Origin of the sequence: Cyanobium sp. ATX 6E8 (assembly GCF_024346335.1) — a bacterium.
Lineage (GTDB): Bacteria > Cyanobacteriota > Cyanobacteriia > PCC-6307 > Cyanobiaceae > Cyanobium_A.
In genome coordinates, this window is record NZ_JAGQCT010000007.1 from 46,667 (window position 1) to 71,355 (window position 24,689).

Here is a 24,689-nt window from a genome sequence, read left to right on the forward strand (position 1 = left end):
CGTGCTCCCCCCGTTCGTGCTGAAGAACGGGGAAACCTTCGCGATGCTCGATGCCCGGGGCGAGATCCACCCCGACACCCATACGGACTCAGGGGTCTTTCACAGGGGCACGCGCCACGTCAGCCGACTGGAATGGCGGCTGTGGGGCCGCGCTGGAGCGGTGCTGAGCTCCACTGAACGGGGGGAACTGGGGCTGCAGGTGAGCCATCTCAGCAACGACGACGAAACCGTGCATCTGGAGCGAAGCACGGTGCTCACGCCGACGGCCTGTCTGCAGCAACTCACCTTCACCAGCTTTGCCCAAACGTCGTTGCAGGTGCCGATCACGCTGCACTTCGACGCCGACTTTCGCGACATCTTCGAAGTGAGGGGCTACCAGCGACCGGAGCGTGGCCGCACCGTGCGCACCTGCACCCCCGAGGGACTCGAAGCGGTGTACCGCGGGCTCGACAACAGCGATCGCTGCACCCTGGTGCGGCTGAGCGGCCCTGTGCAGGAGGTGGACGAAGCCTGCCTGCAGCTGAGCCTGCAACTGGAGCCCCGCCGCCCGCGGCGGCTCTGCCTGGTGCTCGACTTCCATCCCGATGGCAACCGCCAGCCACCTACACCGGAGGCGGCGTTTGATGCGGCCCTGGAAGCCGCGGTGGATCGCTTCCGCGAGGCCAGCCGGCTGGCCGCCAGCGTCACCAGCGACAACCCTGCCTTCAACTGCTGGATCGCCCGCTCCACCTCGGATGTGCACCTGCTCTCCAGCCAGCTGGACCATGGCCTGTACCCCTACGCCGGGGTGCCCTGGTTCAGTTGTCCGTTCGGGCGCGATGGCCTGATCACGGCCCGGCAACTGCTGCTGTTCGAACCCCGGCTGGCCCGTGGCGTGCTGGGGTTTCTGGCGGAGCACCAGGCCCGCCATGCCGACCCCGCCAGCGATGCGGAACCCGGCAAGGTGCTGCATGAGGCGCGGCTGGGGGAAATGGCCGCCCTGGGCGAGGTGCCCTTTGCCCACTACTTCGGCAGCGTCGATGCCACGCCGTTGTTTCTGATCCTGGCGGGCGACTACCTGATGCGCAGTGGCGATCAGGCCTTCATCCGCGAGCTGCGCGGCGCCCTGGACGGGGCGATGGCCTGGATCCGCGCTGCCGAGAGCAGCGCTACCGATGGCTTCCTGCGCTACCAGAGAACAGCACAGGGGGGTCTGCGCAACCAGGGCTGGAAGGATTCCGACGATGCCATTCACCACGCCGATGGTCGTCTGGCGGAGGGGTCGATCGCCCTCTGCGAGGTGCAGGCCTACAGCTATGGGGCCCGCCGAGCCATGGCCCACATCCAGCGGCTGTTCGGCCACGATGCCGAAGCGGAGCGGTTGCTGCAGGAGGCCCGCCAGCTGCAGCGCCACTTCCACGGCGCCTTCTGGTGCGAGCGGATCGGCTCCTATGCCCTGGCCCTCGACGGCCAGGGCGAGGCCTGCGAGGTGCGTGCCTCCAATGCCGGCCACTGCCTCTGGACCGGCCTGGCCAGCAAGACCGCTGCCAGCGCGATCGCCCGACAGCTGATGGCCCCCAGCAGCTTCAACGGCTGGGGGATTCGCACCCTGGACGAGGGTGAAGCCCGCTACAACCCGATGAGCTACCACAACGGCTCGGTGTGGCCCCACGACAACGCGCTGATCGCGCTGGGGCTGGCCCGCTATGGCCACACCCCGGAGGCCATGCGGGTGTTGATGGGCCTGTTCGACACCGCCCAGGCCATGCCGCTGCAGCGCCTGCCGGAACTGTTCTGCGGCTTCCCGCGCCAGTCCGACGAGGGGCCGACCCACTACCCGGTGGCCTGCAGCCCCCAGGCCTGGGCCAGTGGCAGCTTGTTTGGGCTGCTCGAGGCCATCACCGGCATGGGGATCGGCCACAACCCCGACAGCGGTCGCGCGGAGGTGTTGTTCCGCAATCCGGTGCTACCGGAGCGGATCAACCTGCTGGAGATCCACGGGCTGCGGCTGGGCGAGGAGGAGATCGACCTGCAGCTGCACCGGGGCGAGCTGGACACGGGCGTGCTGGTGAAGCGCCGCACGAGCGGCGTGGATGTTGTGATTCACAAGTGAATGTTGTGGTTCACAAGTAAGCGTCGTGGGTCACCAGCAGGCGTGAACGCAGGCGATGGAGCGCTTCACCGGCCGTGAGCCGCTGGATCCAGGCGCGTCCGCGGCTCGATCCGAAGCGCACCCCCTCGCTGCTGCAGCCATCGGGGCCAGCGATGGCCAGATGAACCAGCCCCACCGGCTTCTCGGCGCTGCCACCAGCGGGGCCGGCGATGCCGGTCACGGCAATCGCCCAGGTGGCCCCGGTGGCCCGGCGGGCGCCCTCGGCCATGGCCATCGCCACTGGATCGCTCACGGCACCGTGGCTCTCGAGCAGCGCCGCCGGCACCCCCAGCAGCCCCTGCTTGACCCCGTTGGCATAGGCGATCACCCCGCCCAGAAACACATCGGACGCCCCCGGCACCGCCGCCAGGGACGCGCCGAGCCCTCCGCCGGTGCAGCTCTCCGCCACTGCCAGGGTCTCGCCCCGCCGCCGCAGCTGCTCCAGCACCACCGAAGCCAGGGAATCGTCGTCGGCACCAAAGCAGGCCGCGCCGGTGCGGGCGCGGATCTCGGCCTCCAGCGGCACCAGCAGCGCCTCGGCCTCAGCCGTGCTGGTGGCCCGGGCGGTGAGCCGCAGCTTCACCTCGCCGGCGCCGGCATAGGGAGCCACGGTGGGGTTGGCCTGCTCCAGCAGATCGGCCACCTGATCGGCCAGGGTCGATTCAGCCACGCCCCAGAAGCGCAGCATGCGGCTGGCAAACACCCCCTCGGCCAGACCAGCGGCACGCAACCAGGGTGCGGCAGTGGCCTGCCACATCGCCTCCATCTCGCTGGGCACCCCAGGGAAGGTGAGCACCGTGAAACCGGGCTGGATCCCCGCTCCAGCGGGCGGGGTCCAGATCATCCCCGGCGCCGTGCCGGTGGGATTGGGCAACACTTGAGCCCCCTGGGGGAGAAAGGCCTGCTGGCGGTTGCTGGGGGAGCACACCTGCCCGCGGGCAGCGATGCGGGCCTGGATCTCCGCCCAGATGTCGGGGTGCTCCACTAGGGGCGTGTCGAAGGCGGCCGCCAGGGTCGCGGTGGTGAGGTCGTCGGGCGTGGGGCCGAGCCCACCGGTGGTGATCAACACCCGGCAGCGGCCGGCCGCCTCTCGCACCGCCAAGATCAGGCGCTCGCGGTTGTCGCCCACCACGCTCTGGCGGTGATGGGGAATGCCCAGGGCCGCCAGCTGCTCCGCCAGCCAGCGGGCATTGCCATTGGTGATGTTGCCCAGCAACAGCTCGGTGCCGATGCAGAGGATCTCGGCGCTCACGACCTCAGCGCTCCGAGCTGGCTGCTGGCCGTTGCAGGGTCCGGCGCGTGGTCACCAGCACCCAGATCAACACCGCGGTAGCCAAGGCCAGCCAGAGAAAGCGCATCTCGGCATTCACCAGCACCAGCGCCAGCGACGCCAGCCATTGGGTGAAGGCATAGATCACCAGCACCGTGCGCCGGTGGCTCAGGCCCGTGCGCAGCAGGCGGTGGTGCAGGTGACGCCGGTCGGGATAGAAAGGGGAGTGGCCCTCGCTGAGGCGCCCCATGATCACCGCCGACATGTCGGCCAGCGGCAGCGACAGGATCAGCAGGGGCAGCAGCAGGCTGACGCTGGTGAGCCCCTTGGCCGGGCCAACGATGCTGATCGCGGCCAGGGCAAAACCGAGGAAATATGAGCCGCCATCGCCCATGAAGATGCGGGCGGGGTTGAAGTTGTGGCGCAGGAAGCCCAGGCAGCTGCCGGCGAGTGCCGCGGCCAGTAGGCCAGCGGCCGGCTGGTGCAGGCTGAAGCTCACCGAGAGCAGGCCAATCGCGGCGATGCCGCTCACGCCAGCCGCCAGGCCATCGAGCCCATCCAGCCAGTTGATCGCATTGGTAATGCCCACCAGCCAGATCAAGGTGGCCAACAGGCTCAACCAGTCGGGCAGGGGTAGCTGCAGATCCGCCCCCCCGAGCCAGCCCATCGGCAACTCGATGCTGCCGATCCGCACCCCCTCGTTCCACACCAGCATCGAAATCGCCAACTGGCCGCCGAGCCGGGGCAGGGGCGGTAGGGCGAACAGGTCGTCGGCCAGACCGATCAGGAAAAAACAGAGGGCCCCGGCCAGGGTGGTCCAGATCAACTGGTCTTTTTCGGCGGCCAGATCGGCAAAGCCCCCAAACACCCAGGTGAGGCCCAGGGCCAGGCTGAAGGCCACCACGATGCCCACCCCACCGAGCCGCACCATCGGCGTGGTGTGCTGCTTGCGGGGGTCGGGTGCATCCACCAGCCCCCAACGCAGCCCCAGGTACCGCACCAGCGGGACCACCAGAGCCGTGCACAAGGCCGCCACCGCGAAAGTCAGCAGGGCGGCCGCGTTAGGGCTGTAGGCGAGGGTCACAGGGCCAGACCGAAGGAAGCCGGGGGGCGGCCTTTGGGGCCCACCTTACGGGTGTATGCCGGGATCAGGCGTGCTGCAGCTGACGCTGCGCATCGGCGAGTTCGCCGTAGAGCGGAAAGCGCTCACACAACGCTGCCACCCGCTCGCGGCAGCGCAGCTCGATGGAGCTGTCTTCGGGGTTGAGCAGGCGATCGGCGATCACATCGGCCACCTCGCGGAAAGCAGCCTCGTCGAAACCGCGGGTGGTGCAAGCGGCCGTGCCGAGGCGCAGGCCACTGGTCACAAACGGCGACTGGGGATCAAAGGGCACCGTGTTCTTGTTGGCGGTGATGTGCACATCGCTCACCAGCAGGTCGGCCACCTTGCCGGTCATGGCGATGCTGCGCAGATCGAGCAACACGATGTGGTTGTCGGTGCCACCGCTGACCACGGCGATGCCGCGCTCCTGGATGCGGGCCGCCAGGGCCTGGGCGTTGGCCACCACCTGCTGGCTGTAGGCCTTGAAGGAGGGCTGCAACGCCTCGCCAAAGGCCACCGCTTTGGCGGCGATCACGTGCTCGAGCGGGCCGCCCTGGCTGCCGGGGAACACGGCCTTGTCGAACTGCTTGCCGAACTCGGCATCGCGGCAGAGGATCAGGCCGCCGCGGGGTCCGCGCAGGGTCTTGTGGGTGGTGGTGGTGACCACATCACAGACAGGCACAGGGTTGGGATGCACGCCGGCAGCCACCAGGCCGGCGATGTGGGCCATGTCGGCCAGCAAAACCGCGCCCACCTCATCGGCGATGGCGCGGAAGGCCTGGAAATCAATGGTGCGCGGGTAGGCGGAGTAGCCGCACACGATCAATTTGGGCTTGTGCTCCAGGGCCAGCTGCCGGATCGTGTCGAAGTTGAGCTGCTGGGTGTCGGGATCCACGCCGTAGTGCACGGCCTTAAACCACTTGCCGCTCACGTTCACCGGCGAGCCGTGGGTGAGGTGGCCGCCGTGGCTGAGGTCCATGCCGAGGATCGTGTCGCCGGGCTGCAGCAGCGCCAGAAACACCGCAAAGTTGGCCTGGGCGCCGCTGTGGGGCTGCACGTTGGCCCAGGCGGCACCAAACAGCTCCTTGGCCCGCGCGATCGCCAGCTCCTCGATGGCATCCACGTGCTCGCAGCCGCCGTAGTAGCGCTTAGCGGGAAGGCCCTCGGCGTACTTGTTGGTGAGCACCGAGCCCTGGGCCTCCATCACGGCGCGGGAGGCAAAGTTTTCCGAAGCGATCAGCTCGAGATGGGTTTGCTGGCGCTCCAGCTCCTTGCCGATCAGCGCGGCGATGGCAGGATCACCGGCGGCGAGGGACTGGTTCAGGGCAGCACCGCCGGAATGGGCCATGGGGAAGGGTTCGTTCGTACGACGATCGTAAAGAAGCACTCCCAAAGCCGAGCGAAGGGCACAAAAAAACCGCCGGGAGGCGGTTGTGAAAAGAAGCGCGCCTGGAGAGATTCGAACTCCCGACCCTCTGATCCGTAGTCAGATGCTCTAATCCGCTGAGCTACAAGCGCATGGGTCCATTTTCACCGCACGGAGGGCCCATCCGTCAATCAACCTGCCATCCACCGCCCTCCCCCGCCACTCCGCCCATGCCCATCCGCTGGTACGGCCCCGCCAACCCCGAAGACCCCACCTACAGGCACTTCGAGCGGATCGTGAATCTCACGCTCCACGCCGCCTTATTTGCTGCCCTAAACAGCGGCCTGTGGGTCGTGCAAGAACTACGCCACCCTTGGAACCACCTCAACTGGCTCACCCTCAGCTGGCTGGCGGTGCTGCTGGTGCACATTGGAACGGTGATCGCCCTGCGCCCGGGCCCCGAAGCCAGAAGCCCCGAGCCAACCGACAAACCCTGAGCCATGACCCTCAACGCCGCTGATCTCAAGGAGCTCGAACTGGCCCTGGCCGATCGCCTTTACCTGCAGGTGGCGGGTTGGCATCTCTACCTCGGCGATGCCGGCCTGGCCCAGACCCTGGCCATCGAATGTGCCGCCCGCCTCGACCAGGGGGCTGGCGTGTGCGCCCGTCAGGCGCTTGAAGCGGTGCAGGTGCCCATCGGTGGCGGGCCGACGCGTCTGCCCCTGGCGCGGTTGGTGCCGGCCGGCCAGCTGCGCGATCTCGAAGAGGTGCTGGAGCCGTTTTGCCGATAAGGTTGCGCCACCTGGCGGCGGGCTGTGCTGGTCATTGAGGTCACCAACGCCCGCGACGTGGTGCGCCAACGCATGGGTCGCCTGGGCGGGCGCCTGATCGGCAAGGTGGTGGATGCCGAGGCCCAGGTGGAGAAGGCCCTGATCCAGGAGCTCGAAACCGCCTTCAAGGAGTTCGGGATCGAAGCCCGCATCTTTTCGGTGGATGGGCCCCAGATGCAGGGCCGTTCGCACCTGGAAATCCCCGTGCAGGTGCGGGCCGAGCGGGAGGTCCGCCTGGATCCCTAGCGCGGCGCGCCAAGCCGCGGAAGCCTGCCGCGCAGCTGGGCCATCAAATCGCTCACCTCAGGCACCCCAGCCCAGCTGGCCAGCAGGCCATAGACCAGCAGCCCCAGGCCTCCGGCAAAGCCGCACTCCAGCAGCAGGCCCCAGAGGTGCTGCGGCCAGGCCACCCCGATCGCCAGAGCCCAGGCCGCCAGTCCCGCCAGCAGAGCTGATCCCAGCAGCAGCAGGCTGTCGCGGCCCCACAGCCGCAATGGCAGCCCGCCCAGCCGCCGCTGCAGGGCCAGCAGCAGCCCGCCGCAAGTGATCAGGTTCACCGCCACCGTGGCCAGCACCAGGCCCGGCGCGCCGAAGTTGAGGGCGGGCAGCTGCAGCCCCCAGGGGGTGGGCCCACCCACCAGCAGCCAGTCGAAGATCACATTCAGGCCGATGCCAGCCACCGAGAAGCGGAAAGGCGTGGTGCCATCGCCCAGGGCGTAAAACACCCGCACCAGCACATCCCGCCCCAGATAGGCCGGCATGCCCACGCCGTAGGCCATCAGCAGCCCGCCCACCAGGGCGGCCGCGCTGGCGTTGAAAGCCCCCCGCTCGTAGATCAGCGCCACGATCGGACCGGCCAGGGCCACCATCAGGGCCCCCAGGGGCAGCATCGAGGCACTGGAGAGCATCAAGCCCTGGCGGATGCGGCCGATCAGATCAGGGCGATCGGCCGGAGCCGTGAGCCGGGCGAACACGGGCAGCAGGGGCACCAGCAGGGCGTTGGAGAGCAGACCCAGGGGCGTCTGCACCAGCAGGTTGGCGTAGCCCAGGCCCGCAGCCGCCCCCACGATTCCCGAAGCGAAGAACAGATCAGTGAACACATTGATCTGCAACATGCCCGAAGAAAGCGTGGCTGGGCCCATCACCTGCAACACCTCCTGCACGCCGGGGTGCTTCCAGTCCCACACCAGCTGAAACCTGTGCAACCCCTGCTTGGCCAGGGCCGGCAGCTGAATCAGCCACTGGAACACCGCCCCCAGCAGCGTGGTGCCGGCCAGCACGGCGCCGCCCACCATGGCGTATTGGGGCAAGGCGATCGCCGGGCCCAGCTGCCACCACAGGATCCCCAGCCCGGCGATCACCGCCACGCTGGAGAGCAGCGGGCTCACCGAAGGCAACCAAAACTCATCGGCGGCATTCAGCGCCCCGAAACCCAAACCGATCAAACCGGCAAACAAGGCCATCGGCGCCATCCAGCGCAGCTCCAGCACCGCCACCTCGTGGCGCACAGCATCGAGACCCGGGCCCACCAGGGTGATCAGCGGATCGGCAAAAACGAACAGCAGCACGGTGACGCCAATCAGCGCCGCACCCACCAGGGTGTTGATCGCGGCCAGCACGTGGGCACCCTCGGCACGGGGCCGGCGCGCCAGCACGCTCACCATGGCGCTGTGGAAAGGACCATTGATCCCACCCAGCAGGATCAGCAGAAAGCCGGGCAGCACATAGGCGTAGTTGTAGGCGTCGTAAGCAATGCCCACGCCAAAGGCGGCGGCGATCACCTGCTGGCGCACCAAGCCCGCCACCTTGCTGAGGGCGGTGGCCACCGCCACGATCAGGGCAATGCGCCGCAGGGACTTCGCCATCCAGAGGGGCCCTGGGCCCTGGGAGTTGAGCGGCAGTATGGCTGGCTTGCACCGCTGCAACCCAGCCCACCCGCCATGGCCACCCCCGTGCTCAGCCTCGACCCGCTTGTGGAGGGCACCCTGGTGAAGCGGTACAAACGCTTCCTGGCCGATGTGGAGCTGGAGAACGGCGAGGTGGTGACGGCCCACTGCCCCAACACCGGTCCCATGACCGGCGTGCTCCATCCCGGCGGCCGGGTGCGGCTGCGCCATGCCCCCTCGCCGAGCCGCAAGCTGGCCTGGACCTGGGAGCAGGCCGAGGTGCAGGGCGCCGCGGGAGAGCCGATCTGGGTGGGCATCAATACAGCCCTGCCCAACCGGCTGGTGCGGGCCACGATCGAAGCCGGCTGCCTGGAGCCCTGGCTGGGCCCGATCGCAAGCATTCGGGCGGAGGTGCCCTACGGCGAAGGGCGCCGCAGCCGCATCGACCTGCTGCTCACCCCGGCCGATGGCGCCGCCGATCCCCGACCGATCTACCTGGAGGTCAAGAACACCACCTGGACCCATGGCGAGTTGGGCCTGTTCCCCGACACCGTGACCGAGCGGGGCCAGAAACATCTCTTGGAGTTGATGGCCCTGCTGCCCGCGAGCCGGGCCGTGCTGGTGCCCTGCCTGAGCCGCAGCGACGTGACGCGCTTTGCCCCTGGCGACGCGGCCGATCCGCGCTACGGCGTCCTGTTTCGCCAGGCCCTGGACGCCGGCGTGGAGGTGCTGCCCTGCCGTTACTGCTTCACGGCCAGCACGGTGAGCTGGCAGGGGCTGGCCAGCGTGGAACGACAAGGCCCCGCCGGCCGCCCATAGAGTCGGAGCACCAAGCTCCGGCTGTTGTGGATACCCGCGCCTTCAAACGCTCCCTGCACCACTCGGAGCGCTACAACCGCCGCGGCTTCGGCCTGGGCGACGAGGTGGCCGGCAGCCTGGAGAAGGCGTATCAAAGCGATCTGATCGCCAAACTGCGCGACAACGGCTACACCCTGCAGCGCGGTCGGCTCACCGTGCGGCTGGCCGAAGCCTTTGGCTTCTGCTGGGGGGTGGAGCGAGCCGTGGCCATGGCCTACGAAACCCGCCGCCACTACCCCACCGAGCGGATCTGGATCACCAATGAAATCATCCACAACCCCTCGGTGAACGATCACCTGCGCGAGATGAACGTGCTGTTCATCTCCGTGGAAGACGGCGTGAAGGACTTCTCCGAGGTGGCCAGCGGCGATGTGGTGATCCTGCCGGCCTTCGGCGCCACCGTTCAGGAGATGCAACTGCTCAATGAGCGCGGCTGTCACATCGTCGACACCACCTGCCCCTGGGTCTCCAAGGTGTGGAACACGGTGGAGAAGCACAAGAAGCACGCCTTCACCTCGATCATTCACGGCAAGGTGAAGCACGAGGAAACCCTGGCCACCAGCAGCTTCGCCGGCACCTACCTGGTGGTGCTCGACCTGGCCGAGGCCCAGATGGTGAGCGACTACATCCTCGGCAAGGGGGATCGTGAGGCCTTCATGGAGCGCTTCGCCAAAGCCTGCTCCCCCGGCTTCGATCCCGACCGCGACCTGATCCGGGTGGGGGTGGCCAACCAGACCACCATGCTCAAGAGTGAAACCGAGGAGATTGGCCGCCTGTTCGAGCGCACCATGCTGCAGCGCTTCGGCCCCACCGAGCTCAACGAGCACTTCCTGGCCTTCAACACCATCTGCGACGCCACCCAGGAGCGCCAGGACGCCATCTTCGCCCTGGTGGATGAACCGCTGGATCTGATGGTCGTGATCGGGGGCTACAACTCCTCCAACACCACCCACCTGCAGGAGATCGCCGTCAGCCGGGGCATCCGCTCCTTCCACATCGACACCCCTGAGCGCATCGGGCCCGGCAACCGGATCGAGCACATGCCCCTAGGCGGCGAATTGGAAACTGAGCTGCCCTTCCTGCCCGAGGGCCCGATCCGGGTGGGCATCACCTCCGGAGCCTCCACCCCAGATCGGGTGGTGGAAGACGTCATTGAGCGGCTGATCGAACTCTGCGCCGCGTGAGTCCGGCCCGTGGGTGTCCGGGTGTCACAGCAGGCCCCGAAAGGTCGCTGCAGTGGCTTTACATTGATTAAAGATCGAGCGGATCCGTCTTCGGCGGGTCCATCGCCAGGAGTTGCCGCTGTTGTCTTTGCTGTTGTCGACCGCACCGCTGGACATGGACCTGACTCCGGCCGACGACAGCCCGGCGACGAGAGCCGTGAGCGCGTCCCCATTGCTGCGCCACAGCGATGATTCCCGGGTGCGGCGCTACGCCAGTGCCTTCGCCGACGTGATGGAAATGCGGGCCAGCGCGCCCGTGGTCGCCCACTACCTGGATCACCACGAGGGCTGGTTCCGTCGCTGCGCTGCGCCGATGACCGTGCAGCCCCTGGGCTGCCAGGGCTACGCCCTGACGCTTGGCACCTTTGGCAACTTCGGCTTTGAAGTGGAGCCCACCATCGGCCTGGAACTGCTGCCCCAGGACCAGGGGCTCTACCGAATCCTCACGGTGCCGAACCACGGCGGCGATCCCGCCCTGGACGGTCTCTACGACGTCGAGTTCAACGCCTCACTGCGCCTCGACGAGGCCGACGATTCTCGGCCGCTGACCCTGGTGCGCTGGGAACTCGACCTCTGCGTCTGGATCCGCCTGCCAGGGGTGATCACCCTGCTGCCCGACGGGCTGGTGCAGTCGAGCGGCGACCACCTGCTGAAGCAGATCGTGCGACAGATCTCCCGGAAACTCACCTGGAAGGTGCAGGAAGACTTTCACGCCAGCCACAACCTCGACTGCCCGCCCCGGCGGTACGCCCAGTTCTGAGGGCTCAGGCGGACTGAAGGCTCAGGCGGGTCTGTTCTCCCAGATCTTGTTGAGGATCTGCAGTCCGCTCACGGCCTGCCAGAGAAACAGGGTCATCATCGCCATATTCAGGCCCACATGGGCCTTGCGGGCAATCAGGTTGCCCTGCTGCATCAACGGGGTGAGCGCCACGGCCAGGGCGATCAGGCAGGTCATGCCGATGCCCACCAGCAGGTGGGGCCCCACAAACAACTTGCCGTTGTTCAGGTAGGTGACGGCCATGCCGCCGAAGGTGCCCAGCACCATCAGCACCAGGATCAGGCTGCCGATCTGGAAATGGCGCTTGGCGAACTGGCCCTTGATCAGGGTCTTGCGGGTTTCAGCGTCGGCGGTGCGGGTTTTCTTGGCCTTGATACCTAGGAACATCCCGTAGCCCGACAGGGCCAGCAGACCACCCATCAGCAGGGGATGGAGAAAGTTGAGGTTGTAAGCGAGCGCTTCAGGCATGGCGTCGGAGGGGGCTGGCGATGGGCACCGGCGATGAAAACCGGGAGCTGGGCAGAGCGGTGTCGGAGCGAAGCTACAGCTCACCCCGCCCACCGGGGGACTTCAGTGGAGGAAATGGCGCTGGCCGGTGACCACCATCGCCAGGCCCAGAGCATTGCAGGCCGCAATCGAGTCGGCATCGCGCACGCTGCCGCCAGGCTGGATCACGGCTTTGATGCCATGGCCTGCGGCCAGGCGCACGGTGTCGTCGAAGGGGAAGAAGCCATCACTGGCCAGCACCGCACCGCGGGCTTTGTCGCCGGCTGCCTCCAGGGCCAGCCGGGCTGAGCCCACCCGGTTCATCTGGCCGGCGCCGATGCCCAGGCTCTGGCCATCCCGGGCCACGGTGATGGCATTGGAGCGCACGTGGCGCACCAGCTTCCAGGCAAAGCGCAGGTCGTTCAATTCCGTGCTGGTGGGCTGGCGCTCGCTCACCACCTGCCAAGCGCTCTCCTCCACCAGTTGGTCGTCGAGTGCCTGCACCAACACACCGCCGAGCAGGCTGCGCAGCTGCCGCCGCGAGGCCCGCGCGATCGCTTCGGGGGCCAGCTCCAGCAGCCGCAGATTGGTGCGGGAAGCCAGCCGCTCCCGGGCCGCAGCATCAAAGCCCGGCGCCACCACGCACTCAAGAAACAGGCTGCCGAGCTGCTCCGCGGCCCCCAGATCCACCGGGCGGTTGAGCGCCACAATGCCGCCAAAGGCCGAGAGCCGATCGGCATCCAGGGCCCGGGTGAGGGCATCGGCGCCATCGCGGCCTGTGGCCACCCCGCAGGGATTGGTGTGCTTGACCACCACGGCGGCCGGCTCGGCTCCAGGGCCGTAGCCAAACTCCCGCACCGTGGCGAGGGCCGCGTCGAGATCGATCAGGTTGTTGTAACTGAGCTCCTTGCCCTGCAATTGGTCAGCGGCGCCCCAGCCGGCAGCGGGCTCGCTGTGCCAGGTGGCCTGTTGATGGGGGTTTTCGCCGTAGCGCAGGCTCTGGCGAGCGGGCAGCTCGAGTCGCAGGGGCGCCGCCCCCTCAGCAGCAGCCGCCTCCTCCGCAGCGTCTGCCTCCAGACGGGCGGCCAGCCAAGTGCTGATCGCCGCGTCGTAACTGGCGGTGTGCTGAAAGGCTTCCAGCGCCAGGCGGCGGCGCAGGGCTGGGGTCAGGGCGCCAGCCCGCAGGGCCTCGAGAAAGGAGCCGTACTGGCTGGGGCTGGTGAGCACCGCCACATCGGCATGGTTCTTGGCGGCCGCCCGCACCATGGCTGGCCCGCCGATGTCGATGTTTTCGATCGCGGTGTCGAACGCCACCGCCGGATCGGCCACGGTCTCGCGGAAGGGGTAGAGGTTGACCACCACCACATCAATCGGGGCGATGCCCTGGGCCGCCAGATCCGCCTGATGGCCGGGCTCAGCCCGCTTGGCCAGGATGCCGCCGTGGATGCGGGGGTGCAGGGTCTTCACCCGTCCCCCCAGAATCTCAGGGGCCCCGGTGTGCTCCGCCACCTTGGTGACGGGCAACCCGGCGGCCTGGAGCGCAGCCGCGGTGCCGCCACTGGAAATCAAGGCGTAGCCGGCCTCCAGCAGCCCCTGGGCCAGGGGCTCCAATCCCTCCTTGTTGGAGACGCTGAGTAGGGCCGTGGGGGCCATGGCTGCCAAGGATGTTGGTCTGGAGCCAACCTACGCAGCAGCAGCACCCGCGCCATGACCGCCCCCAGCAGCCCCGCCAGCGACAACCTGATCCGGCTGGGCCCTCACCAGAGCGAGCGGCGGCTGGTGCTGCTGCACGGCTGGGGCGCCGACGCCGATGACCTGCTCGACCTGGCTGAGCTACTGGTGGAGCCCGCGGTAAGCGTGGTGGCGCTGCGGGCACCCCTGCCCCACCCGGGCGGCAGCGGCCGCCAGTGGTACGACCTGCAGCAGCCGAACTGGCCCCAGCTGCCCGCGGCCCGGACCCATCTGCGCCAACGGCTGGAGCAGCTTGCCTCCGAGGTGCCCCTGGAGCAGACGGTGCTGCTGGGCTTCTCCCAGGGGGCTGCCATGGCCCTGGATGTGAGCACATCCGGAGCAGGTCTGCCCCTGGCCGGACTGATCAGCTGCAGCGGCTATCCCCATCCGGATTGGCAGCCCGGCGCACAGACCATCAAAAAGATCCTGCTCACCCATGGCGAACAGGATCCGGTGGTGCCCTATGGGGCGAGCGAAGCGCTGCAGGAGCAACTGCGCCAAGGTGGAATTGAGACTGACCTGATCGGCTTTGCCGGTGGTCACACCATCGACACCAGCCTGTTTCCAGCCCTGCGCCATTACCTGGCCGGCCAGTGGCCGGCCTGAGGAGATCGCCTGTCAGACGAAGGCGTATTCGTACTCTTCCATTTCCTCCCAGTCATCGGCGGCGAGGGCTTCGATGCCTTCGAACAGAACGTCTTCACCGATGCGATCGACGATCGAACGCAGCGAAGGGAACAGGAAATGATTTTCTTCGGCGTACTGGGCACTGAACAGGCCCTTCTCGCCCCAGAAGAAGCGATCGGTGGTGTGCTCGTTGCGGCGCACGTTGAGGATCGCGGGGGGCACCAGCAGCTCCTCGGCGATGTAGCGGCGGGCCGCTGTGACCGGCTTGTGGGAACCCGTTTCCAGGTTGAAGGTGGGGACATGGGCCAGTACCCGCTGGCCGGCGAGCCGGCGACGGCTGATCCGCTTGCGCTTCTTGGACATTGAGCGGCTCCCGCGGGGGGAGAAGTGAGGGGACGAGGAGAAACCGGAGGGGAACGGACCATGGGAGCGCAAAACATGCGCAGGGTCCGTGACTCAGCCCGCCCAGGCAGCCGGAAAACCGGCAGCACGGACGACGTCCAAACGTTCTGATGCCCGGAAGAGTCAGCCGGCCCAAAAGGTCAGTGACACCGCAACCCGCCCATTCGGGTTGCGAACAACAGAGAGCAAGGATCGGCAAAAAGTCGGATCTGTCTCTGCTGTAGCCTCAATTACCGGAAAGGGCAACAAAGGTGTGTGGGCGTCACGACGTTGAGCCGCTGCCCGCTTGCGGACCGCGTCGTATTGGTCGATACCAAAGATCTTAAGACTTTTTCTCGGTTTTCCCACGCCCTTTTGAAATTTTTTCGGCAGGGCGGCGGTTGATTGGCTCAGATGCAAGTCTCCGAAAGGTTTTTGAGCCTGCTTCGCTTTCAGTTGGCCCAGTTCGCCGACCGGGGTGATCTGCAGTCGCTGGTGGTGTATGTCACCCAGCCCGGCAACGGCAGCGCCCCAAGCCTGGTTCCCATTGGCCAGTGGCCCAGCGATGGCCGAGCCCTCCCGGCCGTGGAGGCAGGCAGCCCGCTGCGCTTGCCGGCCGAACAACGGCGCTGGCTGCCGCTGCGTCACCACAACGTGCTGCTGGGGGCCATCCAGGTGGAAACCAGCACGCTGCCGTGGCCCGACACCCTTGGCCAGCGACTGCAGGCCGTAGCCCTGTGTCTCACCGAAGCTCTCTGCCTCGACCTGGAACAACAGCGGCTGCAGCAGACCCTGAAGCAACAGGAGGCGGAGCTGGGCCTGTTGCTTCACCAACTGCGCAACCCCCTGGCCGCCCTGCGCACCTTTGGCCAGCTGTTGCTGCGGCGCCTGGACCAGGACGGCCAGAACCGCCCCCTGGTGGAGGGATTGCTGGCCGAGGAGCGCCAGCTCAACCGCTACGTCGATGCCCTCAGCCAGCTGGGCCGCAGCACGACACCGGTGGTCTCCGGCGAGGCGGCCCAGCCCCTGCTGCTTCCGCCAGGGCTGGTGGGACCGGAGGGCCAACCCCTGCCAGATTGGCTGGAGCCACTGCTGCAGCGGGCCTCCGCCACCGCCGCCCTGCAGGGTCGCCCCTGGCAGCCGCCTGCCCGCATGCCCGACTGGCACGGCGACAGCGGCGCTGTGGCCGAAATCCTGGCCAACCTGCTGGAAAACGCCTTCCGATACAGCCCCGCCGGCAGCGCCATTGGCCTGCACTGCCAGCCCCTCGCGGGAGGTGCCTGGCAACTGGCAGTCTGGGACGGCGGCGCGCCGATTGTGCCCGAAGAACGGGAGACGATCTTCGAGCGGGGCGTTCGGGGGCGTGATGGTCAGAATCTGCCGGGCACGGGGCTGGGACTGGCCCTGGGCCGAGACCTGGCCCGCAGCCTTGGCGGCGAACTCAACCTGGTGGTACCACCCGCCGCCGTGGCGCCGGAGCTGCCACCGCAGGGCAATGCCTTTTGCCTCAGGCTGCCAGGAGCCGCAGCCCCAGACCACTGAGCAGCAGCGCCAGGCTTTCGGCCCACTCCACGCAGGCGCCGTAACTGTCGCCGCTGTGGCCCCCGAGACGGCGCCCCAGCCAGAGAGGGACCAGCAGCGCCGGCACCAGGCCGATCACCTGCGGAGGGGAGCCGCCAAGCCAACCCCACAGCACCAGCGCCAGCAGCAGCACCAGCAGCGCCGGCGCCAGTTCCGCTGCCAGCCCCCGCCAGTGCTGCCGGTGAAAACCAGCGCTGCCCTGCTTTCGCAGATAGGGGAACCACTGGATGGCCACAAGGGGGGCCACCCGGCCCCAGAAGGCAGCCCAGAGCAGGGCCGGTGGCGCGGCGGCTGCCAGGCACAGCAGACCCGCCGCCCGCAGCAGCAGCAGCACGGCCAGGGCCTGCACCCCTGAAGCGCCCACACGGCTGTCCGCCATCGCCTCCAGGGCCCGGGGGCCAGCGCCCAGCCCATCAGCGGTGTCCATCGCCCCATCCACGTGCAGGCCACCGGTGAGGATCAACCCGAGGGCCAGCACCACGGCCACCTGGGCCCCGAGCGGCAACCAGCCCGCCGACAGCCCCCAGAACAGGGCCTGCAGCCCGCCCAGCACCAGACCGATCAGGGGACCAAAGCGGGCGATGCGCTCAAAGCGCAGCGGCACCCCGGGCCAGGCCGGCAGCACGGAATAAAACACCCAGGCCCCCGCCAGATCGGCGAGCCAGCCAGGAATCCACCCAGAGAAAGGCTTCGGCAAGCGACACCTAGCGTCAGAACAGCACCGGTTCGGCGCAATCAGCTTCCCACCCGCCTTTTCCTTCGCCATCACGGCCCGCTGCCAACGCACCCGGGCCCGCTGCGGCTGCTTCCACACGCCCCATGGCGTGGTGACCACGCCCCGGTTCATGCCGGTGGGCACCCTGGCCACGGTGAAGGGGGTCACGGCGGATCAACTGCGCGCCACCGGCGCCCAGATGGTGCTCTCCAACACCTATCACCTGCATCTGCAGCCGGGCGAGGCGATCGTGGCCGACGCCGGCGGCCTGCACCGCTTCATGGGCTGGGACGGCCCGATGCTCACCGATTCCGGCGGCTTCCAGGTGTTCAGCCTGGGCGACATCAACACGATCAACGACCACGGCGTGGTGTTCCGCTCCCCCCGCGACGGGGCCCGGATCGAGCTCACCCCCGAGCGCTCGATGGCGATCCAGATGGCTCTGGGGGCCGACGTGGCCATGGCCTTCGACCAATGCCCGCCCTACCCCGCCAGCGAAGCGGATGTGGCCGCCGCCTGCCGCCGCACCCACAGCTGGCTGGAGCGCTGCATCGCCAGCCACACCAAGCCCGATCAGGCCCTGTTCGGCATCGTGCAGGGCGGCTGCTTCCCCCATCTGCGCCAGGAATCGGCGCGGATGGTGGCCTCCCTGGACCTGCCTGGCATCGCCGTGGGCGGCGTGAGCGTGGGCGAGCCCACCGAAGAGATGCACCGGATCGTGCGCCAGCTGGGGCCGCTGCTACCGCAGGAAAAGCCCCACTACCTGATGGGCGTGGGCACCCTGCGGGAGATGGCGATCGCGGTGGCCAATGGTTTCGACTTGTTTGATTGTGTGATCCCCACCCGGCTGGGGCGCCACGGCGCTGCCCTGGTGGGCGGCGAGCGCTGGAACCTCAAGAACGCCCGCTTCCGCCACGACCACACCCCCATGGATGCCAGCTGCCCCTGCCCGGCCTGCCGGAACCACACCCGGGCCTACCTGCACCATCTGATCAAGAGCGAGGAGCTGCTGGGCAAGATCCTGTTGAGCCTGCACAACATCACCCAGCTGGGGCGCTTCAGCAGCGCCATGGGCCGGGCGATCCAGGACGGCTGTTTTGCAGAGGATTTCGCTCCGTGGGACGCCGATTCCCCAGCCGCCCACACGTGGTAGCGTCCGCCTCACGCGCAGTGATTTCCGGGATGGCCGCCTACACCCTGCAGACCCTGGCCCAGCTCCCCGAGGCCTACCAGGCCTTCGGCCCCCTGGTGGACATCCTGCCGATCATCCCCCTGTTTTTCCTGCTGCTGGCCTTCGTGTGGCAGGCCTCTGTGGGTTTCCGCTGAGCGGTGGGTTTCCGCCGAGCCAACGGGCCTTAACCCTGCCTCAGCACCGCCAAGGCAAAGGCCGGCAGAGCCAGCATGCGCCGCCAGCGGCTCGGCTCCTGCACCAAGCGGTACAGCCACTCGATCTGTAGAGCTCCCATCCAGCTGGGGGCTCTTTTTTTGACCCCTGCCCAAACGTCAAAGCTGCCGCCCACGCCCATCCAGAGACCACCCCGGCGCCCCGGCAGCTGCTGAATCCAGGTTTCCTGCCGCGGCACGCCGAGGGCCACCAACACCAGATCAGGCCGGGCGCCGACCAGCTGCTGCTCCAGGCCCGGCCAAGCCTCGGTGCTTTGGTAGCCGTGGGCGCTGAGCACCAGCTGCAGCCCGGGGAGCTCCTGGCGCAGGCGGGCGGTGAGCTGCTCCATCACCGCCGGCGAGCCGCCCACCAGGGCCACCCTCCAGCCGTGGGCAGCGGCATGGGCCAGCAGGTTGCGGGCCAGCTCAATGCCGGGACTGCGGCGCACCCGGAAACCCTGGCGGCCCAGGGCCCACACCACCCCCGCACCGTCGGGAATCACCAAGGCCGCCGAAGCAACTGCCGCGCCCAGGGCAGGGTCGGCCTTGGCCGCCATCGTCATTTCGGCATTGAGGGTGACGATCTGGCCGCCGCCCCGCTGCCACAGGGCCAGGGCCGCTTCGCCCACGTCGGCGCAGACATCCACCGGAACCCCCAGAACGCTGGTGCGCTGTGGTTCGGTTGCCGTTGCTGCCATAGGGGCGGGGGGGGTGGGGGTGGAGAATTGGGGGCTGGCATGCCACTGGCACTGGTGCACCCATGGCGCAATCCCTGCCAACCTCGGGGCCAATCACAGGAACGAGCGCCTCAACAGAAGCGATCGGTGCCCATCCTGCCGAAGCCTGGGCCGTGCTGCAGGAGCTCGATCAGCAGATCGATCGGGTGGTGCTGAGCCGGCAGCACCCGATCACGGGCCTCCTGCCCGCCAGCACAGCCCACACCGTGCACGGCAATTACGCCGACGCCTGGGTTCGCGACTGCATCTACTCGATTCAATGCGTCTGGGGACTGGCCCTCGCCCATCGCCGGCTGCGGGGACCGAGCCGTCGGGTCTATGAGCTCGAAGGGCGGGTGCTGCAGCTGATGCGCGGCCTGCTCAATGCCATGCTGCGCCAGGCCCCGAAGGTGGAGCGGTTCAAGCACAGCCTGCACCGGCTGCACGCCATCCACGCCAAGTTCGACACAGCCAGCGGTGGCCCCGTGGTGGCCGACGACGGCTGGGGGCATCTGCAGCTCGACGCCACGGCGCTGTTTCTGTTGCAGCTGGCTCAGCTGACCCGCTCGGGGCTGGTGGTGGTGCAGAGCAGCCACGAATGCGACTTCGTGCAAAACCTGGTGTACTACGTGGCTCGCGCCTACCGCGTGGCCGACTACGGCATCTGGGAGCGCGGTGACAAGGGCAACCACGGCCTGCCGGAGCGCAATGCCAGTTCCATCGGCCTGGTGAAGGCGGCCCTGGAAGCCCTCGAAGGCCTTGATCTCTACGGCCCCCACGGCGATGGAAGCTGCTGCCTGGTGATCCCCCACGACGCCATCGTGCGGCTGCGGCGGGCGCTGCGCGGCCTACTGCCGCGCGAGTCGGCCAGCAAGGAGGTGGACAGCGCCTGTCTTTCGGTGATCGGCTACCCCGCCTGGGCGGTGGAAGATCCCCAGCTGGCGGAGCGCACCCGCGCCAAGATCCGCGCCGAGCTAGGCGGCACATACGGCTACAAGCGCTTCCGCCGCGATGGCCACCAGACCGTGGTCGAAGACCACACCCGCCTGCACTACGAGCGGGAGGAGCTGGCCCAGTTCGAGCACATCGAATGCGAGTGGCCCCTGTTCTGGGCCTACGAGCTGGTCACCGCCTGTTGCGAGGAGCGCTGGGATGAGGCCCGTCAGTGGCGGCAGCGCCTGGCGGAGGTGAGCCTGGAGCAGGAGGGGGGAGCGCTGCTTCCCGAGCTCTATCTGGTGCCCGAGAAGGCGATCGAGGCCGAACGGCGCCAGCCGGGCAGCCAGCCCCGGGTGGCCAATCCCAACGTGCCGCTGCTCTGGACCCAGAGCCTCACCTGGCTCGCCGACCTGCTGCTGCACGGGCTGATCAGCCCGGACGACCTCGACCCCATCGGCCGCCGCCGGCCCAGCCCCTTCGGGGCCGACCAGGTGCTGGTGGCCCTGGTGCCGGCCCATGCCGGCATCGCCGCGGCCCTGCAAGCCGCTGGCCTGCCGCTGGCCCACGGCGCTGAGCACGCCACGGCCATACGGATCGGCAGCTCCCAGGAGCTGGCCCAGCGCATGGCCCAGGTGGGCGCCAACCCGGCCCTAGGGCTGAGCGGCCACCCGCCAGTGCGGATGGAAACCATGGCCACGGCCCGGCTCTACCGCCAGGGCGACACCAGGCTGGCCTTCCTGCCGGCCGTGCTGGAGGAGGACACCTTCTACCTCGCCGACGATCCGGAACAACTGGTGGATGCCGTGATAGCCGAGCTGCGGCTGCTGCAGCGCCACTGGCGGGGCAGCGGCGCGCCCTTGCTGCTGATCCCGGTGGCCGAAGGGGCCTTCCAGGCCAACCCGGAGGCCTTTCTGCGGCTAGGGAGGGAGTTGCAGACTGGCCTACTGGACGGCGTGCCGGTGCAACTGGGCAGCCTGACGGACCTGCTGGACCAGGGCAGCTGGGTGGAGCTACCACCCCAGGCGGGCCTGGCAACGCTGCCCCAGCCCCCGGCCCCCACCCTGCTGCGGGCCAGCACCAGCCAGGCGCCGCTGTCGGCCCGCGAAGAGCAGGACCTCGAGCGCCAGGACATCAGCATCGGCGACCTCGCCGAACGGCTCTGGCGCAGTTCCTCTCTGGAAGAGCAGGGCGAAGTGCTCGAACAGCTGGTGCGTCGCCTGGGCCCCGATTCACGCCTGCAGGGGCCCGCCGGCAACCAGCCGGTGCGCCTGCAGGCGCTGCTGGAAGAGGTGTACCGCCGGGCCCTGGCCGAAGCCGACTGGAACGTGGTGCGGCGCGTCGCCGGGGCCCTCGATCTGGTGCATCCCCAGCTGGAGGACGCCCTCACCGACCTGCTGGTGCGCCAGAAGCAGGTGGTGGTGGGGCGCAACTACACCAGCGACTCCCGCATCAGCGAACCCCAGGGCAGCGCCAGCATCGCCGCCATGATCAAGCGCTTCAGCGGTGAAGACGGCCGGGAATGGATGCTGCAGCAGGAGCTGCTGCTCGCCCTCGATGGCCTGGCCCGCCACGAGCCAGCGCTGCTCAGCGGCAGCCTCACCCTGCAACTGGGTCAACTGCTGCTGCTGCTCACCAGTGAACTGGCCACCGAAACCGATCGAAGCCCGATCGATGCCTTTGAGGCCCTCTGCGACCAGCCTCCCCACGCCATCCAACGCCGCCTGCGGGCGGTGCTGGCCGACCTGGAGCACGCCAAGGCCGCCCTGCAGCGCAAGGAGCAATTGCATGTGAGCGGCCGGGTGCGCTGGGACGTGCCCGATCCGCTTGAGGAACTGCCGAAGGAGGGCTGCTGGTTGCAACACCGACTGCGGCTTGGGGCCCTGGGCCGTGTACCCCGCGATTTCTACCCCGGCATCTGGGATCTGCTGCACCACTGCCGCGGCATCGTGATCGGCGACAAACTCGAGAAGCGCAACCGCCTCGACAGTGCGCCGCTGCTGAGCGAAAAGACCCCCGGCGAACGCAACTTCGCCGCCCTCGTCGATCACCTGCTGAGCAAAATCGAAGCCCCCGACTACCGCCAGCTCTGCACCGAAACCCTGATCACCTTGATCGCGTTCGTGGGCGCCAACCCCGAGGTGGTGTTTGACGACGACCTGGTGCTGGACGTGGTGATCGGGCATGCCGTGCGGGTGGGCTGGCAACAACGCCATCCCGACATCGCAGCAGAGCAGTACGGCCTGCACAAGGCGGAAGCCTGGGATGCCTTCTACCTGGCGTCGCCTGGCGACTGCCGCCGCTGGCAACTCGAAGCCCTACGCCAGCTCACCGACCCAGCCAAAGCGACCTAGATCGGCACCTCAAGACTCATGCAGAGGTTGGGCTGCTCCACACACTGCTCGATCAGATCGGCGAGCAGCAGGGCCCGGGAGGCCTGCAAACCACCCACCGCAGGAGTGTCCACGCCGCGCACACACTGCAGAAAGTGCTCAAGCTCGGCGTAGAGGGGCTCGATGGACGTGGTGCTCACCTCCTCGATCACGCCATCGGAGCGATACACCAACTCGCCATGGTCGGCGCTCACCGATTCATGGGCACGGCGGTGAATGTGCAGGGTGCGGTTGAGAAAGTCGGTTTCCACCAGGCTGCTCCGGCAGTGGGCCGAGAGGCTGCGGATCTTGCGGTGGGCCATCTTGCTGGCCGTGAGGCTCGCCACCACCCCGTTGGCAAAGGCCAGGGTGGCGTTGACGTAATCGATCGGACCTTCAGCGCTGCGCCCGCCGGCGGCCGCCAACCGAATCACCGGGGCCCCGGCCAGTTCCAGCACCAGATCGATGTCGTGGATCATCAGGTCGAGCACCACCGACACGTCGTTGGCCCGATCGGCGTTGGGACTGTGGCGCCGGGCCTCCAGCACCACCACCTCCTCATTGGCCACCACCTTCACCAACTCGCGGAAGGCGGGGTTGAACCGCTCAATGTGGCCCACCTGCAGCAGCCGCCCGGCCGCTTCGGCCGCCTGGATCAACTCCGAGGCTTCCTCCTGGCTGGCGGCAATCGGCTTCTCGATCAGCACGTGCACGCCCGCCTTGAGGCAGGCCAGGCCCACCCGGTGATGCAGCAGGGTGGGCACGGCAATGCAGACCGCGTCCACCTCCGGCAGCATCGCCTCATAGGACGGGAACCAGCGACAGCCGAACTGCTGGGTCGCCAGCTCACCGCGGACCGCATCCGGGTCGGCCACGCCGACCAACTGGGCATCCTTGATCAGGCTCAGCACCCGGGCGTGGTGCCAGCCCATGTTGCCGATGCCGATGACACCCACGCGCACAGGGTTCATGGCTGGGGCTCACGGCTGGGCGCATTATCAGGGATCGGCTCCGCCACCGGGCGCTCGATCTGCACCCGTTCGATGCGGGGCCCATCCATGGCCAACACCCGAAACTGATGCCCCTTCCAGCGCAGGCCCTCGCCCGGGGCAGGGATGTGCTGGAGACGCTCCAACAGGAAGCCCGCCAGGGTGTGATGGCCTTCCGCCTCGGGCAACTGCAGGCCCAGCTGCCGGTTGAGTTCAAAGATCTCGAGATCACCCGCCACCGACCAGCAGCCCTCGCCCAGTTGCTGCAGATCCTGAGCCGCCTCGAGGGAATCGTCCTCATCTCCAACGATCTCACTGGTGAGGTCGACCACGGTCACCAGGCCCTCGGTGCCGCCGTGCTCGTCCACCACCACCAGCAGGGGCTGACCACTGCGAATCAGCGGCAACAGCTCGGCCAGGGGGGTGCTCTCCTGCACCCGGGCCACCGGGGTGATGTAAGGGGCCAGGGGCGTGTCGGCACTAAGCAGGCCCCGGGCCATCGGATCGGCCAGACGCCGCAGGTCCAGCAGGCCACGCACGTCGTCAAGGGAGCTGCCGATCACCGGAAAGCGGGCATGGGCCGTGTCGTGCACTTCCCGCATCAGCTCCGCAAAGCTCACATCCAGCGGCAGGGTGACCATGCCGGAGCGCGGCACCATCACTTCACGCACCAGGGTGTCGCGCAACGAAAACACCCCCTCCAGGATGTTGCGTTCATCGGGCATCAGACCCGTGACACTGCCGGTTTCAATCAGGGTTTCGAGCTCTCCAGCGGAGAGCACCGGCACCAGCTCATCCCAGTTGCGGGGGAGCCCCAACAGACGCAACAGGGTGCCGCTGAAGCGCTCCAGCAACGACAGCAACGGGGCCAGGCTACGGATCACGGAATCCAGCAGGGGTGCCAGCCGCAGGGCTGAGACCTCCGGCCGGTGCAACACCCAGGCCTTGGGCAGCAGCCCGCCCAGCACGGTTGCCAGCAACACCAACAGCAGAAAAACGCCCGCATCCAGCCATCCCTGGGGAGTGGTACCCATCCCGTTCTGGCTTCCCAGCCAGACCCCCAACCGCTCGGCCAGACCGCGCCCCGCCCAACCCAGGGCGACCAGGGCCAGGGCCGCGCCCAACTGGGTGGCCACGAGCACCCGCCGCAGCCGGTGCTGCAATTTCGCCACGGCCTGGGCCCCGGGCTCGCCGGACTCCTGCAACTGCTGCACCCGGCTTGGCCGCAGGCGAATCAGGGCGAATTCCCCAGCGGCAAAGAAGGCCAGCAGGGCCAGCAGGATGGCCAACGCCAGGAGTTGGATCACGGGAAGCCCCACCAGGGGAGCCAT

At 68.1% G+C, this 24,689-nt stretch carries 23 protein-coding genes and 1 tRNA gene; 12 read left to right on the forward strand and 12 right to left on the reverse strand.

The window, feature by feature from the left end; all coding sequences use genetic code 11:
• Position 1: 1 nt before the first annotated feature.
• Positions 2-2,092, forward strand: a complete 2,091-nt coding sequence (locus KBY70_RS07580; protein ID WP_254987996.1) for a glycogen debranching N-terminal domain-containing protein — start codon at positions 2-4, stop codon at positions 2,090-2,092.
• A 10-nt stretch (positions 2,093-2,102) separates the two neighbouring features.
• Here the strand turns inward: KBY70_RS07580 and KBY70_RS07585 are convergent, their stop codons facing one another.
• The 4 genes from KBY70_RS07585 to KBY70_RS07600 form a co-directional block, all read right to left on the reverse strand.
• Positions 2,103-3,383, reverse strand: coding sequence for a competence/damage-inducible protein A (locus KBY70_RS07585; protein ID WP_254987997.1), 1,281 nt, complete (start codon positions 3,381-3,383; stop codon positions 2,103-2,105).
• A 4-nt stretch (positions 3,384-3,387) separates the two neighbouring features.
• Positions 3,388-4,485 carry a glycosyltransferase family 4 protein gene (locus KBY70_RS07590; RefSeq protein WP_094559139.1) on the reverse strand — a complete coding sequence of 366 codons (1,098 nt, stop codon included), beginning with the start codon at positions 4,483-4,485 and terminating at the stop codon, positions 3,388-3,390.
• A gap of 64 nt (positions 4,486-4,549) precedes the next feature.
• On the reverse strand, positions 4,550-5,851 hold the full coding sequence (glyA, locus tag KBY70_RS07595) for a serine hydroxymethyltransferase (RefSeq protein WP_254987998.1): 1,302 nt from the start codon (positions 5,849-5,851) through the stop codon (positions 4,550-4,552).
• Positions 5,852-5,947: 96 nt separating this feature from the next.
• A tRNA-Arg gene (locus KBY70_RS07600) sits at positions 5,948-6,021 on the reverse strand.
• A 78-nt stretch (positions 6,022-6,099) separates the two neighbouring features.
• On the opposite strand from KBY70_RS07600, the gene KBY70_RS07605 reads away from it, so the two are divergent.
• From KBY70_RS07605 to KBY70_RS07615, 3 genes are read left to right on the forward strand one after another with little or no spacing between them, the layout of a single operon-like run.
• Positions 6,100-6,366: a hypothetical protein gene (locus KBY70_RS07605; RefSeq protein ID WP_254987999.1), complete on the forward strand. Its 267-nt coding sequence runs from the start codon at positions 6,100-6,102 to the stop codon at positions 6,364-6,366.
• A 3-nt stretch (positions 6,367-6,369) separates the two neighbouring features.
• Complete coding sequence (locus KBY70_RS07610) at positions 6,370-6,660, forward strand: DUF3181 family protein (RefSeq protein ID WP_254988000.1); 291 nt, start codon at positions 6,370-6,372, stop codon at positions 6,658-6,660.
• Between the two features lie 24 nt (positions 6,661-6,684).
• A complete protein-coding gene (locus KBY70_RS07615; protein ID WP_254988001.1) occupies positions 6,685-6,945 on the forward strand; it encodes a cytochrome-c oxidase in 261 nt (86 codons plus the stop codon).
• Here KBY70_RS07615 and murJ read toward each other — a convergent pair.
• Positions 6,942-8,564 (reverse strand): murein biosynthesis integral membrane protein MurJ, encoded by a 1,623-nt coding sequence (murJ, locus tag KBY70_RS07620; protein WP_254988002.1) that lies wholly within the window; start codon positions 8,562-8,564, stop codon positions 6,942-6,944. The genes KBY70_RS07615 and murJ overlap by 4 nt on opposite strands.
• A gap of 75 nt (positions 8,565-8,639) precedes the next feature.
• On the opposite strand from murJ, the gene sfsA reads away from it, so the two are divergent.
• The 3 genes from sfsA to KBY70_RS07635 all read left to right on the forward strand — a co-directional run bounded on the left by sfsA (position 8,640) and on the right by KBY70_RS07635 (position 11,426).
• The gene (sfsA, locus tag KBY70_RS07625; RefSeq protein WP_094559134.1) at positions 8,640-9,404 is read left to right on the forward strand and encodes a DNA/RNA nuclease SfsA; all 765 of its coding nucleotides are present in this window, start codon (positions 8,640-8,642) and stop codon (positions 9,402-9,404) included.
• Positions 9,405-9,430: 26 nt separating this feature from the next.
• A complete protein-coding gene (locus tag KBY70_RS07630; RefSeq protein ID WP_254988003.1) occupies positions 9,431-10,627 on the forward strand; it encodes a 4-hydroxy-3-methylbut-2-enyl diphosphate reductase in 1,197 nt (398 codons plus the stop codon).
• Positions 10,628-10,781: 154 nt separating this feature from the next.
• Positions 10,782-11,426 (forward strand): DUF1997 domain-containing protein, encoded by a 645-nt coding sequence (locus KBY70_RS07635; protein ID WP_094559132.1) that lies wholly within the window; start codon positions 10,782-10,784, stop codon positions 11,424-11,426.
• Between the two features lie 21 nt (positions 11,427-11,447).
• Here the strand turns inward: KBY70_RS07635 and KBY70_RS07640 are convergent, their stop codons facing one another.
• Positions 11,448-11,912: a DUF4079 domain-containing protein gene (locus KBY70_RS07640; RefSeq protein ID WP_094559131.1), complete on the reverse strand. Its 465-nt coding sequence runs from the start codon at positions 11,910-11,912 to the stop codon at positions 11,448-11,450.
• 102 nt (positions 11,913-12,014) lie between these two features.
• Complete coding sequence (purH, locus tag KBY70_RS07645; RefSeq protein ID WP_094559130.1) at positions 12,015-13,583, reverse strand: bifunctional phosphoribosylaminoimidazolecarboxamide formyltransferase/IMP cyclohydrolase; 1,569 nt, start codon at positions 13,581-13,583, stop codon at positions 12,015-12,017.
• A gap of 54 nt (positions 13,584-13,637) precedes the next feature.
• On the opposite strand from purH, the gene KBY70_RS07650 reads away from it, so the two are divergent.
• Positions 13,638-14,267: an alpha/beta hydrolase gene (locus KBY70_RS07650; RefSeq protein ID WP_094559129.1), complete on the forward strand. Its 630-nt coding sequence runs from the start codon at positions 13,638-13,640 to the stop codon at positions 14,265-14,267.
• A gap of 12 nt (positions 14,268-14,279) precedes the next feature.
• Here KBY70_RS07650 and KBY70_RS07655 read toward each other — a convergent pair whose 3' ends face one another.
• Positions 14,280-14,651 carry a DUF3155 domain-containing protein gene (locus KBY70_RS07655; RefSeq protein ID WP_094559128.1) on the reverse strand — a complete coding sequence of 124 codons (372 nt, stop codon included), beginning with the start codon at positions 14,649-14,651 and terminating at the stop codon, positions 14,280-14,282.
• 474 nt (positions 14,652-15,125) lie between these two features.
• Between KBY70_RS07655 and KBY70_RS07660 the strand changes: the two genes are divergently transcribed.
• Complete coding sequence (locus tag KBY70_RS07660) at positions 15,126-16,211, forward strand: HAMP domain-containing sensor histidine kinase (RefSeq protein ID WP_315859704.1); 1,086 nt, start codon at positions 15,126-15,128, stop codon at positions 16,209-16,211.
• Here the strand turns inward: KBY70_RS07660 and KBY70_RS07665 are convergent.
• The gene (locus KBY70_RS07665) at positions 16,177-16,947 is read right to left on the reverse strand and encodes an adenosylcobinamide-GDP ribazoletransferase (protein ID WP_254988006.1); all 771 of its coding nucleotides are present in this window, start codon (positions 16,945-16,947) and stop codon (positions 16,177-16,179) included. The genes KBY70_RS07660 and KBY70_RS07665 overlap by 35 nt on opposite strands.
• A 37-nt stretch (positions 16,948-16,984) precedes the next feature.
• Between KBY70_RS07665 and tgt the strand changes: the two genes are divergently transcribed.
• Both tgt and KBY70_RS07675 read left to right on the forward strand, forming a co-directional pair.
• Positions 16,985-18,118, forward strand: a complete 1,134-nt coding sequence (gene tgt, locus KBY70_RS07670) for a tRNA guanosine(34) transglycosylase Tgt (protein ID WP_254988049.1) — start codon at positions 16,985-16,987, stop codon at positions 18,116-18,118.
• A 29-nt stretch (positions 18,119-18,147) separates the two neighbouring features.
• Entirely contained in the window at positions 18,148-18,291 is a 144-nt protein-coding gene (locus KBY70_RS07675) for a photosystem II reaction center protein K (protein ID WP_094559231.1), read from the forward strand.
• Positions 18,292-18,320: 29 nt separating this feature from the next.
• Here KBY70_RS07675 and KBY70_RS07680 read toward each other — a convergent pair whose 3' ends face one another.
• On the reverse strand, positions 18,321-19,046 hold the full coding sequence (locus tag KBY70_RS07680; RefSeq protein WP_254988007.1) for a WecB/TagA/CpsF family glycosyltransferase: 726 nt from the start codon (positions 19,044-19,046) through the stop codon (positions 18,321-18,323).
• Between the two features lie 62 nt (positions 19,047-19,108).
• Here KBY70_RS07680 and KBY70_RS07685 point away from each other — a divergent pair, with 62 nt between their 5' ends.
• Positions 19,109-22,351, forward strand: coding sequence for a glycoside hydrolase family 15 protein (locus KBY70_RS07685; RefSeq protein ID WP_254988008.1), 3,243 nt, complete (start codon positions 19,109-19,111; stop codon positions 22,349-22,351).
• Here KBY70_RS07685 and KBY70_RS07690 read toward each other — a convergent pair.
• Both KBY70_RS07690 and KBY70_RS07695 read right to left on the reverse strand, forming a co-directional pair.
• Positions 22,348-23,340: a Gfo/Idh/MocA family protein gene (locus tag KBY70_RS07690; protein ID WP_254988009.1), complete on the reverse strand. Its 993-nt coding sequence runs from the start codon at positions 23,338-23,340 to the stop codon at positions 22,348-22,350. The two genes, KBY70_RS07685 and KBY70_RS07690, sit on opposite strands and share 4 nt — an antisense overlap.
• On the reverse strand, positions 23,337-24,662 hold the full coding sequence (locus KBY70_RS07695; RefSeq protein ID WP_254988050.1) for a hemolysin family protein: 1,326 nt from the start codon (positions 24,660-24,662) through the stop codon (positions 23,337-23,339). The genes KBY70_RS07690 and KBY70_RS07695 overlap by 4 nt, the downstream gene beginning before the upstream one ends.
• Positions 24,663-24,689: the final 27 nt, after the last annotated feature.